13 protein-coding genes are annotated in these 14,792 nt (G+C 41.1%); 10 read left to right on the forward strand and 3 right to left on the reverse strand.

The window, feature by feature from the left end:
* Positions 1–42 precede the first annotated feature (42 nt).
* Complete coding sequence (locus BLS59_RS14290) at positions 43–552, forward strand: DUF5071 domain-containing protein (RefSeq protein ID WP_143014130.1); 510 nt, start codon at positions 43–45, stop codon at positions 550–552.
* Between the two features lie 343 nt (positions 553–895).
* Here BLS59_RS14290 and BLS59_RS14295 read toward each other — a convergent pair whose 3' ends face one another.
* Positions 896–2,152 carry a hypothetical protein gene (locus BLS59_RS14295; RefSeq protein ID WP_091149970.1) on the reverse strand — a complete coding sequence of 419 codons (1,257 nt, stop codon included), beginning with the start codon at positions 2,150–2,152 and terminating at the stop codon, positions 896–898.
* Positions 2,153–2,804: 652 nt separating this feature from the next.
* On the opposite strand from BLS59_RS14295, the gene BLS59_RS14300 reads away from it, so the two are divergent.
* The 9 genes from BLS59_RS14300 (at position 2,805) to BLS59_RS14340 (ending at position 12,123) form a co-directional block, all read left to right on the forward strand.
* The gene (locus tag BLS59_RS14300) at positions 2,805–4,043 is read left to right on the forward strand and encodes a site-specific integrase (protein WP_091149971.1); all 1,239 of its coding nucleotides are present in this window, start codon (positions 2,805–2,807) and stop codon (positions 4,041–4,043) included.
* 220 nt (positions 4,044–4,263) lie between these two features.
* Complete coding sequence (locus BLS59_RS14305) at positions 4,264–5,778, forward strand: Fic family protein (protein ID WP_091149972.1); 1,515 nt, start codon at positions 4,264–4,266, stop codon at positions 5,776–5,778.
* A 205-nt stretch (positions 5,779–5,983) separates the two neighbouring features.
* Positions 5,984–7,162, forward strand: a complete 1,179-nt coding sequence (locus tag BLS59_RS14310) for a hypothetical protein (RefSeq protein ID WP_091149973.1) — start codon at positions 5,984–5,986, stop codon at positions 7,160–7,162.
* A gap of 71 nt (positions 7,163–7,233) precedes the next feature.
* Positions 7,234–7,521, forward strand: a complete 288-nt coding sequence (locus BLS59_RS14315; RefSeq protein ID WP_091149974.1) for a helix-turn-helix domain-containing protein — start codon at positions 7,234–7,236, stop codon at positions 7,519–7,521.
* An 8-nt stretch (positions 7,522–7,529) separates the two neighbouring features.
* Positions 7,530–8,756: a primase-helicase family protein gene (locus BLS59_RS14320; RefSeq protein WP_143014131.1), complete on the forward strand. Its 1,227-nt coding sequence runs from the start codon at positions 7,530–7,532 to the stop codon at positions 8,754–8,756.
* Between the two features lie 253 nt (positions 8,757–9,009).
* The gene (locus BLS59_RS14325; protein ID WP_091149976.1) at positions 9,010–9,927 is read left to right on the forward strand and encodes a toprim domain-containing protein; all 918 of its coding nucleotides are present in this window, start codon (positions 9,010–9,012) and stop codon (positions 9,925–9,927) included.
* A gap of 206 nt (positions 9,928–10,133) precedes the next feature.
* A complete protein-coding gene (locus tag BLS59_RS14330) occupies positions 10,134–10,511 on the forward strand; it encodes a plasmid mobilization protein (RefSeq protein ID WP_091149977.1) in 378 nt (125 codons plus the stop codon).
* Complete coding sequence (locus BLS59_RS14335) at positions 10,501–11,481, forward strand: relaxase/mobilization nuclease domain-containing protein (RefSeq protein WP_091149978.1); 981 nt, start codon at positions 10,501–10,503, stop codon at positions 11,479–11,481. The genes BLS59_RS14330 and BLS59_RS14335 overlap by 11 nt, the downstream gene beginning before the upstream one ends.
* A gap of 39 nt (positions 11,482–11,520) precedes the next feature.
* On the forward strand, positions 11,521–12,123 hold the full coding sequence (locus BLS59_RS14340) for a hypothetical protein (RefSeq protein WP_091149979.1): 603 nt from the start codon (positions 11,521–11,523) through the stop codon (positions 12,121–12,123).
* Between the two features lie 539 nt (positions 12,124–12,662).
* On the opposite strand, the gene BLS59_RS14345 is transcribed toward BLS59_RS14340, so the two are convergent.
* Positions 12,663–13,541, reverse strand: a complete 879-nt coding sequence (locus BLS59_RS14345) for a ComEC/Rec2 family competence protein (protein ID WP_091149980.1) — start codon at positions 13,539–13,541, stop codon at positions 12,663–12,665.
* 9 nt (positions 13,542–13,550) lie between these two features.
* Positions 13,551–14,777: a glycoside hydrolase family 99-like domain-containing protein gene (locus BLS59_RS14350; protein ID WP_091149981.1), complete on the reverse strand. Its 1,227-nt coding sequence runs from the start codon at positions 14,775–14,777 to the stop codon at positions 13,551–13,553.
* Positions 14,778–14,792: the final 15 nt, after the last annotated feature.

Below are 14,792 nucleotides of genomic sequence, written 5' to 3' on the forward strand. Positions count from 1 at the left end.
TATGGTGATGAAATGAGATTGAAACGATATTAAAATTGCGAATTGATAACAGCGTTTAATCTGAACCACTTTATTAAAGAATTGATTAAGATCGGCCATTTTTTATTCTTAGATATATTCACCTTGGGACGAAGCGATTTATTTTGTAGATTTATTTTGATGACACACTATACGGACATTAAAGAACTTATACCCAAACATAAACATGATCAAAAAGTGATTGCCGATCTTAAGAAGCTTTCATTTGAACAATTAAAGCCCATTATTCCTGAATTGTTAGAGTGGATGCAAGATATGAACTGGCCAATTGGTCGGCCAATTGCAGATATTTTGAAACCATTTGCAGACAAAATAATTCCTGAAATAATTGAGATATTAAGAACAAATGATGGGATGTGGGAACTTTGGATATTGATAAACCTTGCGCGAGATACAACAGACCCTACTTTATTAAGTGAAATTGAACGAATCGCTAAATTTCCATCAAAAATGGAAATCGAAGACGAGGTTAATCTTGAAGCAATTGCAATTTTAAATGGGGATTATAAATAAACCCACCCTAAGAATAAATTATAATAGGCTAACCCAAAAAGTTCCCATTTTCATAAGAGGCTGTTGGGCCAATGACGGAGCAAAACTCGAACCATTTTGCAGACGAATTGATTGAAATAGGAGTTTTGTAAAAATTCTTAAAGAATAATTTTAACATCTTATATGCACATCCAATGGATAAAACAACCGCGTTTTGGGAAGAACGTCGTTTGATGTTAAAAGATATCGAATCGGATTTTGAGGTTTACCTGAAAGAAAATTAAAAGTAAGATGTAAACGCAAAAAGGTTTAAATTCTTTTTGGTCGGAAGCTCCCGGCAGCAATTAATAATCCAATGTAATTATTAGTTAATAATTATATTGCGTCTCTTTAATAGTATACCTTCGCTATTCTTGATGTCTAAAACATATTTACCTTTAAATAAAAACAGAACATTATTCCCGTTTTTAATTAATAATTGATCCGCAGGAATTCGATTTCCTTGTATTTCATTACTATAAAAAGCTTGTACAAGTTGATTACGTTTTAATTTATAATTATTCAATTTGTATGGTTTTCTTAAGCCCGCGATACTGAGAAAAGTTGATCGCGTATTCTTTATATTGTATATAGGAAATATCACTGTTGCATCTACATATTTGCCATGCCAGGCATTGTTGCCTTGGAGGGCAATTACGGGCTGTTGAATATTTCTAAATTTGTTTACGGAAATAAACTCTTTTTCTTCAAGCTGTGGATATAGATGTTCAACCTGTTGAGTCAAGTCCACAGTAAAAGGATCAATGCCCGAAAACTCTTTAAAATATTGTGCCATTTTTTTCCAGCTATTGCTGCTTCCTTTATGAATGTGGTCATAACCTGCATATACTAATAACTTTGCTTTTGGTTCTTTATTTAATATTCTTACTAAATTAAGAGCCATCAGGGAATCTCTGAACCGGTTACAATAATTAGGATCTTCACTTTCTTGATTGCAATCTTCTTGCGGATCGTAAGGAATCATTATAAACCCTATTTTCTTGGCTTGACGTAATAATTCTCCAAAAAGTGGCTCATGGATATAATATCCGGTATTATAGTCAGGGTACTTTTTGCTGTTAATAAGCGAGTCCTCCAACGCTTCTATTGCCAAATAGCGATAACCGCAATCATAAAATCTTTTCAGCATGCTCAACATAAATGCCCGGTGATATGGTAAATGATGCGCTTCATTAATCATAGTTACCTGGCTTAGATTCGCCCGAGCTGTTATGTAATCGGAAGCGTCAACAAAAGTATGTTGTCTGACAAAGGCAGTATCATAAACCACTTTTTCAGTATTTATCTGATCTTTAAATCTGAAATCGCTGTAAAAAAGAAGTTGAGGATAATCCTCTAAAAATGAATAGTAGGTCATCATAGCTTGGAGCCAAATATTCAATCCTCCTTTTTCCGCAGTATCAACTTTAATTTTTCTAATTGCTTTTAAAGGCGCAAGATAATTTTCTGGTTGCTTATCCATAATTTCCATTGCTGTTTTAAAAGAATTTTGAGCCGGAGTTTGTGCAATCAATAAATTGGAAAAAATAAGAAAATATAAGACAAGTAATAAATGTTTCATCGACTTAAACGGCTATTTAATGCACTAAACTAAGTAATTAGTTTGACCTGTCGAAACTTATTCGAAATCAGCCCGAGGTCTTATATAAAGTCAAAAAGAAAGCAGTATTATTAACCTACGACCCATGCTAATTCAATATTAAATACTGTAAATAAATTAGTTACGATAAAACAAGATTAATTAACTGGATGTTTCCTGAAAAAATCACTTTTTAAAATCTAAAACGTCGAACAGCCAAAGTGAATGGCGCGAATCTCTTGCCCATAAAAGGTAAATGAAGGGGCTCGAGCCCAGCATATGAGGATGAGGAAATTTACTCCCTTTGCTGTAGCAATTACCAGGCATAAATTTAACTGGCCCAACGGCGAACTTGTTTCCAATAACCTGTAAAACAAAAAAGCACTTACAAATTGTAAGTACTTTTTAAGTTGTGGAGAATATCGGAGTCGAACCGATGACCTCTTGCATGCCATGCCTCCATAGTGACCTTTTTTACTATTTGCAAGACATTGTTTTTATACCTATTTTTGTGATGTACAGATAGTTATATAGTTTTATTGAGTTTATTTAAGTATGCTTAGACAACGAATGTTGTACCTATGTTGTACCTAAAAACGACCACTTGCACTATCATAAACCGACCACTTGCATTATGTCAATTTCAACTAAATTAATTCTAAGGTACAACAAAATTCTCACTAATGATGAACATCCGATCATGCTAAGAATAACTATAAACAGGCAAAGCCAGTTTGTTACTACAAAAAAATCAAGTAGCGTTGAAAACTGGGATGAAAAAGCTCAAAGCGTAAGAAAAAGTCATCCCGACCACCGAACTATCAATCCCCTACTTAAAAGTATTAACAGCAAGATAGACTTGATTCTCTTAAATGCCGGTGAAGAACAAGAAATAGTAAGTTTTGATGATGTGAAAAACGTCGTCCTAAGAATGACTGTGACCGACCGTGATATCAAGAGCCAAAATCTTCTGGAATATTTTGATACAGTAATCAATAGGTTAAAAGAGCAGGACAGGCTTGGGTACGCAGAAACATTTGACTCGACAAAAAAATGTCTGAAGCGCTTTACCGGCAATCGAGATTACCCCTTTCTAAATATTCAATTGAGTTTTCTGAATAAGTTTGAAGGTGATTTGTTAAAACGTAATTGCGCAGCAACAACAAGAAGCGTTTATTTCAGGACGTTTAGGACTTTATGGAAAATGGCGATAAAGGATAAAGTATGCCCTGAAAAACATTACCCCTTTAAGGATTTTTCGTTTGCCAAATACAATAACCCTCGTACGAAGAAGCGGGCTATAACCAAACCTCAAATTGATCTGATTGCTGATATTAAAATTGGTGCAGATCAAGACACCCTTATTAATTCAAGGAACTATTTTTTATTTAGTTTTTATTGCCGTGGACTTAATTTCACGGACTTAGCTGAACTAAAATGGGGCAATATTTGCGAGGGGGAATTATCCTATACAAGAGCCAAAACAGGTGAAGACTTTCGGTTTAAACTGCATGATCAAGCGTTGCGAATTATTGAACATTACAAAAATCTTGATGGCAGTAGTGATGCAGGATATATATTTCCCATTCTATATAAACGGCACGACACCCCTAAAGCAATCAGGTTTCGTAAGCAAAAGATATTGAAACGGGTAAACAGGGATATTAAGGAACTCGCTAAATCGGTAGGTATAGAAAGAACGGTGACAACGTATGTAGCCAGGCATTCTTATGCTTCTATTTTACGATCTAATGGGGTATCAAAAGAAATCATAGGGCAAACTATGGGGCATGACAGTTTAAAAACAACAGACATTTACCTTGACGACATCGGAGATCCTGTACTGGATGCATTGATTAATGCTGCTTTATAGATGCCGTAAAAAGGCTTTTAGGCCTGCCTTTTCTATCAGATAGCCGTTTTACCGTAACTGCATGACATTCGTAATCATTTTACTGAACCTGGTACAGGATTACTGTAGCTTATAGCTGTTTTTAATTAAAATATTGGCTATATAATTGTTTTACTGTATATTTATATAATTATAATTAAATTACAGTATAAAAATCTATTTTACCGTAAGCTTAAAGTGTATGAATTTAATCCCTGTTGGCAATTTATGGCTCCGCGAGCGGTTCGGTCTAAAAAAACATCGCTTAACACATCAATCTTATGTAGGCAATAATGAAAAAATAGAGCTCAACCAACAAGGTGACGTTAACCAAATCTACGGAAAAAAATATGCACCGGAAGAAAACACCCCGTTAGCTCACATTGTATTTTCATTAAAATATGATGATTTGGATTTGTCGTTCCTGAAGGCAGTCTTTACTCAAATCGGCACAGCTGAGATCATCGAGTTTATTGGACAATCACCATCCGGTAAGTACACCAGGAAAATTGGCTTTTTATATGAGTTTTTAACGGGGTTAAGCTTAGACCTGCCTTACCAGATCTCCGGTAACTACACCGATCTTTTAGATGAAGACGAATATATCACTGGCCGTATCATAAAAAATAACCGCTGGCGCATCAATAATAATTTATTGGGTACGGTTTCATTTTGCCCGGTAGTTAGGAGGACGCCGGTATTGGATCAGTTACTAAAAGAGGATATCGAAGTTCAGATTGAACAATTAAAGCAACAGTATTCTCCTGATATTTTCAGGCGGGCCACTAATTACCTTTACAGCAAGGAGACCCGTTCTTCTTACGAAATTGAAAAGGAAAAGCCATCACCCGAACGGATGAACAGGTTTATCGCTTTGTTGATGAAAGCAGGAAAGGAATCCAGTGAACAAATGCTGGATGAAGGAAGTTTAACCACCCTGCAAAATTCTATAGTCGATCCAAGGTTTGCAGCTCCGGGGTTCCGGGACTTTCAGAATTATATCGGGCAGTCCCTGCCATACGGCGATGAAATCATTCATTACATTTGCCCGCCACCCCAATATTTAATCTCGCTAATGGATGGATTGAAGGCTGTAGCCGACAAAACAGAGGGGGGCTATGCTGTGGTCAGGGCTACGCTGATCTCTTTTGGTTTCGTTTTTATCCACCCTTTTGAAGATGGTAATGGCCGCTTACATCGTTTCTTAATCCATGATATGCTGGTCAGGGACGGTATTGTACCTGATGGATTGATTATCCCGGTGTCTGCGCACATGCTTAACCACATTCATGACTACGACCAGGTATTGGAAAACTATTCAAAGCCACTGCTTCACCAGATCAATTATACAAAAAAAGGAAATGGAGAAATGGAAGTGACCAATCCTGCGGAAGTGGAAGGTTATTTTCGATACCCTGATTTGACTACACAATGTATCTTTTTAGCACAGACTATACAGGAAACGATCAGCCAGGACATACCGGAAGAACTGGCATTTATACAACATTATGATGAATTAAAGAGCGAACTGCAAAACATTGTTGATATGCCGGATAAGGACATTAACCTGATGATCTTGTTTTTACATCAGAATAAAGGTGCTTTCCCCAATCGCAGAAGGAAAGATTTTTCTAAGCTCACCGAATTGGAAATAACCGCTATGGAAGCGGCCTATAGAACTATTTTTCAGGATAATATTGATCAGAAAACTAACTAATATGTCGTGAGGGAGTAAATTAGGGCAGTGAGGGATTAAACGAGGGTTAAATGAGGGATTACAATCGTTAATCACATTGGTCACTGAAAATTCTACACAGCGTGTAGAACATACCTTAAAACAATTCCGGCCTTACCATTACTTAAATAAACCTATCAAAAACTATTTCCCACATTCCGGCGTTTGAAGAACTTTAAGCTACCTTATGTATTTCTTAAACCTAAAAGCATTTCATCCCGCCTCCGGGATCAATACGGACAATCATGGAAAATACCCGTTTATTTCTTCCGTTGACGGCCTGTTTGAACCGGACGACTATGAATTCAACTATAAGCGGAACTTTCCTTTCGAGCGCATAAATTTACCGGATGACAGGGTGTTTTATGTCAGTGAGCCCAACCTTACCCGCATTTTCAAAAACACCTTCTATGGCTCCAATCGTATTATCAGGGATAATGAGCAGCCGATAGATGAACATTATACCAACGAACTGGTCACACTTTTTTATAATGGGTACCTGGCGGGAACCGACAGGTTTTACAGAGAATTGGGCCAGACCTATTTATCCTTAACACTGGATCAGAAAAAAGAGGCACTGCGGGATTTTATTTCTTATTGCCATATCAACCTTTACTTTGAAGGTTTCGCCATTCCCGAGGTACTATATGCTTTGGGTTATCTGCAGGCCAACCTGGTAAGGGGTTTCCAGGAGTATAAAAACCTGCAAGGCCTGAAGGAGCAAGAACTGGTACCGCCTATTGTCAAGGTTTATCCAATTGTAAAGATGCCGGAGCAGGAAGCTGTAAAGCCGCAGGAAACCGAAGTGAAGGCGGAAGTGCAGAACGCTGTTCCGCCAGTACCTGAGCCGGAAATCCTGACACCGCAATTATTAGCAACAAATCCCCCTGTATATATTCCTTTAAAATATCCGGCCACCGCGATATTCGAGTTATGGTGCGCCCTACTGGATAAACAACTTTGCCAGCTGATGCAGGTACCGCAGGTTTTCTTTGTCGAAAAAGAGATCAAAGAACTGCTGGGCAGGCTTTTTGAAGCCGAGGGGCAGGAGCCGCTTTGGTTGATGGTAGCAGAACCGCAGTATTACGAAATGGCACCAGGCTACCAAAACCTGTTATGCCTATTGATGCATGCCACCTATAAGCTGAATACCATGTATGTGAAAGTGCCGCAGGTACTGTATTGTGAACTATTGAAATCAAACTTCTCTTCTTTTGACACCATCGAATCGGTTAACGACATCAAAAGCAACATGACCAAGAAGAAAGATACGGCCATCAATTTTGTCCATAAAAGCAGTGGCAGCTACGCTAAAAAAGCGTATAAAGTCCTAAAAAAAGTACCGACCTATATACTCAAATCCTAACTACGTTCAACTTCGTTCATTAACGTTGGGTTATTTTCATACTCTTTTGCGTTCATCAAATTTTTTAATTTATGAACGCAACATTTGTTACTACCCTATCGACACAAGAGCTTCAGGAGCTCATTGAGTCATCTGTCAGAAATGCGGTACACTTACAGCCGCCCCGCCCGGATAACGAGGACGACACCTTGCTGGATACCAAAGAAGCCGCGGTACTGATCAAGTATGAGGTCACTTCACTCTACGGGCTGGTGAAAAGAAAAAAGATCCCATTTTGTAAAGTGGAAGGCAAGCTACTTTTCTCCCGTAAGAAACTATTGGCATGGATCGGCAGCGGCCAGCAGGCCGTTGTACAATAAGTATGGCCATGGCTGATCAATTCTTTCCACTAAACCAACCTGGCAGTTACATCCGCGTACAGACCTCGTATTACAAACGGACCCGGCAACCGATGGTTACCGGCGGCTATACGGACGGTTGGCTGCTTTGGTCATCGGAAACACTCAAAAAAGATTTGAGTGCAGATGCGATCAAAAAAATCCGCAAGTTCGATGCGTATTGCTGTGTTCCCAGCCATACTGATTACCGGGAAACCATCGGCAACTATTTTAACAAGTATCATCCTTTGGAGTTCAAACCGGAGCCGGGTTCCTGTGAGACCATTTTGGGCTTTTTGGGTCACATCTTTGGCGAGCAGTGTGAATTGGGACTGGATTATATAACCCTGCTCTATACCCGGCCGGTCATCAAACTGCCGATTCTTTGCCTGGTATCCAAAGAACGAAAAACAGGCAAGACTACTTTTCTAGACCTGCTAAAAGTCATCTTCGGTAACAATATGACCTTTAACGGAAACCATGATTTCAGGTCACAGTTCAATTCCGATTGGATGAATACGCTGATCATAGGCGTGGAGGAAGTGTTGCTGGATAAAAAGGAGGATTCGGAAAAGATCAAGAACCTGAGTACCGCCAAAGTATCCAAGGTAGAAGCCAAAAGCAAGGATAAGCGCGAGACGGAATTCTTTGGCAAGTTCATCCTTTGTTCCAATAACGAGTACAATTTTATTGTTATTGAACCGACGGAAACCCGGTACTGGGTAAGAAAGATACCTGTGTTTGAAAAAGAAAATGTTCGCCTTTTGGAACAGATGACCACGGAGATTCCTGCTTTTCTTTTTCATTTATTAGAGCGGCCTTTATCGGTGCCTGTTGGTAATACCCGGATGTGGTTTTCCGAGCAGCAGATACGAACAGATGCTTTATTACGCGTGATGCGCAATAACCGTAACCGGCTTGAAACAGAACTGCTTTTATTACTCAAGGAAATCCAAGAGCATGACCCCGGCCAAAAAATGTGCTTTGCCAATAAGGACATTCTGGACCTGCTTAAAAAAAGCATGCCCCGTCTGACGCGGCAGGATGTGTCGCAACTGATGCAACAGGAATGGGGCCTTGTACCGGTGCCGAACAGTTTAAGCTATTCAACCTATTGCTATAATAACCTCAACGAATTGGTTTCGGTAGCCAAAACAGGCAGGTATTATACCATTACGGAGGAGTGGCTGAGGCAAAAGTTTGATGAGTCGGGCTAAGTATACAATTATCAAATTGCTTTTCAGTGCATTACATGCTCATCATGGTTTGATGAGGTACGATGAGCAATGATGACCACGATGAGCAAACTCATCAAAGCAGAAAACTATGATGAGGCGATGATGAGGGTATAAATAATTTATTTATAAATAGTTATAGGTATAGCTCATCATTCATCATAAAAGCAAGGGTAGCCCTCCCATATGGTTTGGCTCCTGCATCATTTAATTACAACCCATTAGATTTTACAACATGACACGATATAACTGTAAAACAGCAAAAGAGCTCCCTATCATAGATTACCTGGAGCAATGCGACATTCAGCCGCAAAGGATCAAAGGACATAACTACTGGTACTTATCACCGCTGCGGGAAGAAAAGACCGCTTCATTCAAAGTAAATACTAAACTGAATGCCTGGATGGATTTCGGCGAAGGGATCGGCGGCAATTTAATAGACCTCGGCATACGCATGCACCATTGTTCAGTAGAGGAATTCCTGGAGCGTTTAAATAATGGCAATCATGATTTTTCGTTTCGTCAGCAAACGCCACTAAAATCGGATCTCCAGCCGGAAAACCCGGTGATTATTACTGGCGTGAAAGCGCTTGGTCACCCAGCCTTGGTCACTTACCTGGAATCGCGCGGGATTGATCCGGCAGTCGCCGACCGCTATTGCAAAGAGGTTGATTTTACCATCGGCGGGAAACCTTATTTCGCCATTGGCTTTGCCAATCGTTCGGGCGGTTACGAGCTGCGGAATAACTGGTTCAAAGGCGCATCATCTCCCAAGGACATTACCGTTATTGATGGCGTGCATAAAGCCGCCATTGTGCTGGAAGGGTTTACTGATTTCCTTTCGCTTCTGCAATTGAAGGGCGTTCAATCTCAATCGGATTTTATCATCCTGAATTCTGTCGCATTGGCCGAAAAGGCGGTGCCCATTTTGAAAAGTTACCCGAAAGTTTTCCTGATGCTTAACCATGACAATGCTGGGATCGCAGCTATGGAAAAGTTACAGGCAGCCGGTATCAGCTTCACCGATGCATCCGGTTTTTACAAAGGCTTTAACGACATTAACGAGTACCTGGCTTCACAAAAACAAGCTTCTTTACAACCGCAGATCCGGCGCAAAGCGCCGGAAGAAAGAAGCCGGGGAATTGGGCGCTAAGCCGATTTTCGGTATGGATTACGGATACCGGTTTGCGGTATTCAGGGTATATACAGATAGCTGGATATATCACCGGCCCATTTTTCGAATTTTAAGGAGCGAGTTAATGTTTTTGCTACACAAAAACCCGATTCCACCCCGCTGGGGTGATTCGGAACTCGCTCCCGTTGGTCGGTTTTTAAAGCCTCGAAAAACGAAACGAACACATGACAGCAACTACTGAAAATAAAACAATAACAAAAGTGCGGACACCTGGAAGACCGAAAAAGACTATCAGGAGGAGTGATTTTTTAATGGTGCGCTTAACCCCAACAGAAAGAATTTTGATCGAGGGACGTGCAAAAAATGCCGGGCTGAAACCCAGTGAGTGGTTTCGAAGAGCTGCGAAAAATGCCAAGGTTTTCCCGCGCTTCACTGTAGAGGAAACCGGCTGGTTCCGGATGCTGGCGGGGTTAGCAAATAACCTTAACCAGTTGACCCATCTGGCGCATGTGGCAGGCCTCTTTACGCTTGCTATGAAATGCCAGACCATACTAAAACAGGTAGAAGAATTAATTACAAAACTTAGCAGCCATGATGGGTAAGCCGATCACCGGGAGAAGCTTTGGCGGGTGTGTGCGCTATGTGGTGAATAAGCCGGAAGCTAAAATATTATCTGCCGAGGGAGTACGAATGCAGAACGCAGCTGCTATCATTCAGGACTTTAACCTGCAACGGAAAATGCGGCCTGAGTTGGGGAAAGCAGTTGGACACCTGGTACTCAGTTGGAGCAAAGAAGACTTGCGCAAATTAAGTGATGACATCATGGTGGAGCGGGCGAAAGAGTATATGGAAAAAGTAGCTGTCCGAGATACACAGTATGTAATCGTTCGCCACAGCGACCGCGCTCATCCACATCTTCACTTGGTCTACAACCGGGTAGATAATAACGGCAAAACGATTAGCGATAAAAATAACTTCGCTAAAAATGTCAAAGCCTGTAAGGAGATCACCCTGAAATACGGCTATCATATAGGTGAAGGAAAAGATCTGGTGAACCGCCAGGCACTAAAAGGCAAAGAAAAGACCCGGTATGAATTGTATGATGCTATTAAAGCAGGCATGAAAACAGCCACGACTTGGAAACAGCTGGAAGCCCAGCTTGCCAGACAGGGAATTACCATTGATTATAAATTCCGCAGCGGTACCAATGAAGTACAGGGCATATCCTTTGCAAAAGGCAATATCAAAATGAAAGGTTCCGCCATTGACCGGAGTTTGAGCTTTGCCCGCATAGATGCGACTTTAAACCGCAACCAGCAGGTACAGCAGTATCATGCGGCAAGGGAAGCAAATCAACCATTTATTGCTAACCAGCTGCGTGATTCAATTAGGCAGAGCGTTCAGGGGGAATACAGACATAATCCCATTGTAGGTAAAGGGATATTAGAAGCATTGCTGGAACCACAATTTGTTGCCGGACCACCTGACCCAATGGGTGACGCAGATATTGCACGCAGAAAACGGAAGAAGCATGAAGCGGAACATTCCCAGTCACAGGGTATAAGCAGGTAGATAAATTAACGATTAGAATGAACATTAAAATGAATTGTTATGCAAAATGAAGAATTAGAAGAGAAAGTAAATATTATGGAAGAACTGATCCAGGGGTTTGCCGGTAGGATCAGTGTGATGGAAACCAGTGTAGCAGAACTCTTAAAAAGTTTTCTGGAACAATACAGGGGCACATTGGAAACGATCACGGCGCAGATTGAAATAGCTAATAGGCGGTATGACGATCAAGAAATACAACAGCACATTGATGAATTAAAAGATGTTGTAGCGACGGTACCGAAAGTCATTCGAGTGAAAAACAGTCATCATTTAGGTGCCTGGTCGAAGAATCTGGTCATTGGCTTGGTGGTTTGTTTTATAATAACAGCCGGATCATTCGGCACAGCATTATATTTCTATCATCAAAATGACCGCTTAAATCGTGAAGCTTATAATTTCTGGCTCGTTAGGGCATTGTATCGAGAAGTTGCGAAGACCATCAATACAAAGCTGGCGGAAGACCCGAAGGGGTTTATAGATATGGCCGAAAAAGCAATGTCCAAACAGCAGGCGGTCATTGCTGCTGAAGCGGTAGCAGCGCAGGCGGAAAAGGATCAAAAGGAGGCTAAGCAAAAGCTGGAAAAGGTGAAGGCAAATAAGTAATGTAATTATGATGGACAGGCCATGCAGCTGCGGCAGGTTGCTGCATGGCACCACGCGCTACGCGCCGGGTTTCATTTCGCAGCCAGCCTCGCTGCCGCACAAAGGCAAGTACTCGTTCCTCATACACGCCTGTCTTCCAGCGCACCTTAGAAAAACCACAACGCCGAAATCACAAAGTTAGCGACACAGGAAAATAGTCAAGGGTATAATAAACCGCAGCTATTGCCGCGGCCCTTGACAATTTTCCTGTTTTGAGCTTCAGTTGTTTAAGCGGTAATGTGGTGGGATGTGCAGAGGAAAAAAATTACCGAACGAATCTTAAATTGATCTGAGATATTGAAAGAATGGTCACAAAAAACCACTAATCCGAATGTTGTTATTATTTGAGAATCATTTACGTTTAGGAGCTTTATTGAAGGCAAAAGCACGGAGATATGCGAGAAAGCAGTTCGAGAAATGTCCAGTAAGCGCTTGATATTGAAATAACTCTAAATATAGAAAAGTCCATGAAAGTCCTTCCTAATAAGAGCTGCCCGATATCATTCTATTTTAGCCAACCCCTGCCAAGCAATATAATGTCTTTTTATCCCTAATTCATCCATCAGGGCGCGTATTTCAACGGTTTCAAAAGTATGGGTGTTATATCCTCTACCACCGTCATTGTTCCAAAGCCATAATGGTGTTGGCCATAAACAAGCCCTGAATTTTATGCTGCGGTAAAACTGCTTGCTTACTCCTTTTTGCCCATGATGTGCCATTTGAAGGTAATCGCAGTCCAGATCCGGCCTATACTTCCCGTTCAGTAATTTCTCTCCTCCTTCAATACCCAAGTCACCCAAAAAAACAATTGATTTTTTAGGATCCCAAACCCTTATCACCATGCTTTGATTATTATAGGGGTTAACAGCAATGGCTTCATCTTTTTCAGAAAGGATTTTAAACCTGGTTTTACCTGACCGAACCGTGAAACCCGCCTTTTTAACATCAGTGATGTTTATGCCTGATGCTTTTAGATTTCCATAGAATTCGCGCGTTTGGCTTGTATATTCCGGTTCGGCATCTATATATCCCTCAGAAAGTGCCGCATGGTAAATGTTGGCTATTTTGATATCACCAGGTTTTTTCAGGATCTCGTTCAGTGCCCCCATGTGATCGAAATGCGGGTGACTAATGAACCATCCTTCTACGCGATTACCTAATGCTGCCAAAAAACCGCGGAGATAGGGCGTTTCGTCTTTTGTGCCGCCATCAATAACAAACACACTTCCATTTTTTAGTTTAAACACATATGAATTGCCGTGCGTATTCACTTGGGACGGAAGTTGCCACATCACAAAATCCGCTGCCGGGGCGGCCGCAAAAGCGGCCGTCGGTAACAGCAAAATAAACCATATAAATAGCTTACCAAGAATCTTCATACAACTAAATTATTTTGATTGAGCACTCACTTGTTTTTTTCCGAACACCGCTTTTATCGCTTCAAGGTATTTCATACGATGCGTGGTATCAGGTTCCAAGTAACTGCCTTCGGTCCACTCGTTCCAGGAGTTGATGGTAACTACCTTTTGTGCGTGAGTCTGCATAAATTGTTTTACATCGCGCAATGCACTTTCAAAGGCTGCAGGAGTGTTTTCCCCGATTGTATTGGTATATGGATATCCGGAATTATTGAAAGGCGTACGCTGGTCGGTACGCGGAGAAGCATCCCATCCTACAGAAACATTTGGAAAATAGGGCACCGCATAGTTATTAGTTGCTTCCATGGCATATTTCATATATGCTTTTTTAACGGTATCAAACGGCACCACCTGCTGGTGAAGCGGCACGTGATGTATCCACACATACGAGGTCACTGAGTTAAAACCAAGCTCATGAACCAGCGCCACAGGATCAGTAACGGTTTTTTCGGCATGTAAAATAGGGTTTCCCCAAACTACAGCATTCAGGTGCAGATCTTTAAAGCCGGCGGCTATGGTTTTCTTTCTAAAGTCGGCAAGCGCTTTGGCCGTAGCGGCGACTGATCCGAACGACTCCTGCAACTTACTTAAATCATAAACAGAAAAATACGGCGCACCGTCAATAAGCCAGTACGATTTATGCTTAAAATAACGGCTGATGATCATATCCGTCATTTTGTCCCATGTTTGAGGAGTGATTTTACCCGGGTATAGCACCTCACGCGGGGCTCCTTCGGTATAGGGATGTATCTCTTCCCAATCGTGGTTTGCCCACATCAGGCTGAATTTCAGCAAATCATTATTAGGCGCTTTCATAAATCCCTGCTCCAATGCTTTTTCCAGAAAAGGGCCATCATCGTAATAATACCAGTCAAATATAAACGCATTAATGCCATTAGCTGCCGCTGCCGCAATCTTTTGCGCCATTTGCTTAGGATCGGCTTCATTCGTATAGCCCCATAAGGGCACCCTCGGTTGCCTGTGACCTGCAAATCTTGATTTTGCGGCTTTTACCAGTTCCCATTCAGACCATCCCGGTCCTTTCTCCTTACTGTTACGGGAATCTCCGGGGTGATAATTAGGAAAGTAATAAACCGCGACTGTGATGTCATCTGCTTCTCCGTTAGTAGATTTACTGCCACAGGATGTCAATAACCCGGCAGCTATGATTGTAAATATAAAAATTACTCTTTTCATAATAGGTGCTCGTGT

Origin of the sequence: Mucilaginibacter pineti (assembly GCF_900101875.1) — a bacterium.
Lineage (GTDB): Bacteria > Bacteroidota > Bacteroidia > Sphingobacteriales > Sphingobacteriaceae > Mucilaginibacter > Mucilaginibacter pineti.

Bases quoted from the DNA above. Each gene is read 5' to 3' on its own strand.
- BLS59_RS14330 (WP_091149977.1), top strand. From the start codon at position 10,134: ATGACAGCAACTACTGAAAATAAAACAATAACAAAAGTGCGGACACCT.
- BLS59_RS14320 (WP_143014131.1), top strand. From the start codon at position 7,530: ATGGCTGATCAATTCTTTCCACTAAACCAACCTGGCAGTTACATCCGC.
- BLS59_RS14350 (WP_091149981.1), bottom strand. From the start codon at position 14,777: ATGAAAAGAGTAATTTTTATATTTACAATCATAGCTGCCGGGTTATTG.
- BLS59_RS14315 (WP_091149974.1), top strand. From the start codon at position 7,234: ATGAACGCAACATTTGTTACTACCCTATCGACACAAGAGCTTCAGGAG.
- BLS59_RS14335 (WP_091149978.1), top strand. From the start codon at position 10,501: ATGATGGGTAAGCCGATCACCGGGAGAAGCTTTGGCGGGTGTGTGCGC.
- BLS59_RS14305 (WP_091149972.1), top strand. From the start codon at position 4,264: ATGAATTTAATCCCTGTTGGCAATTTATGGCTCCGCGAGCGGTTCGGT.
- BLS59_RS14345 (WP_091149980.1), bottom strand. From the start codon at position 13,541: ATGAAGATTCTTGGTAAGCTATTTATATGGTTTATTTTGCTGTTACCG.
- BLS59_RS14295 (WP_091149970.1), bottom strand. From the start codon at position 2,152: ATGAAACATTTATTACTTGTCTTATATTTTCTTATTTTTTCCAATTTA.
- BLS59_RS14310 (WP_091149973.1), top strand. From the start codon at position 5,984: ATGTATTTCTTAAACCTAAAAGCATTTCATCCCGCCTCCGGGATCAAT.
- BLS59_RS14340 (WP_091149979.1), top strand. From the start codon at position 11,521: ATGCAAAATGAAGAATTAGAAGAGAAAGTAAATATTATGGAAGAACTG.
- BLS59_RS14325 (WP_091149976.1), top strand. From the start codon at position 9,010: ATGACACGATATAACTGTAAAACAGCAAAAGAGCTCCCTATCATAGAT.
- BLS59_RS14300 (WP_091149971.1), top strand. From the start codon at position 2,805: ATGTCAATTTCAACTAAATTAATTCTAAGGTACAACAAAATTCTCACT.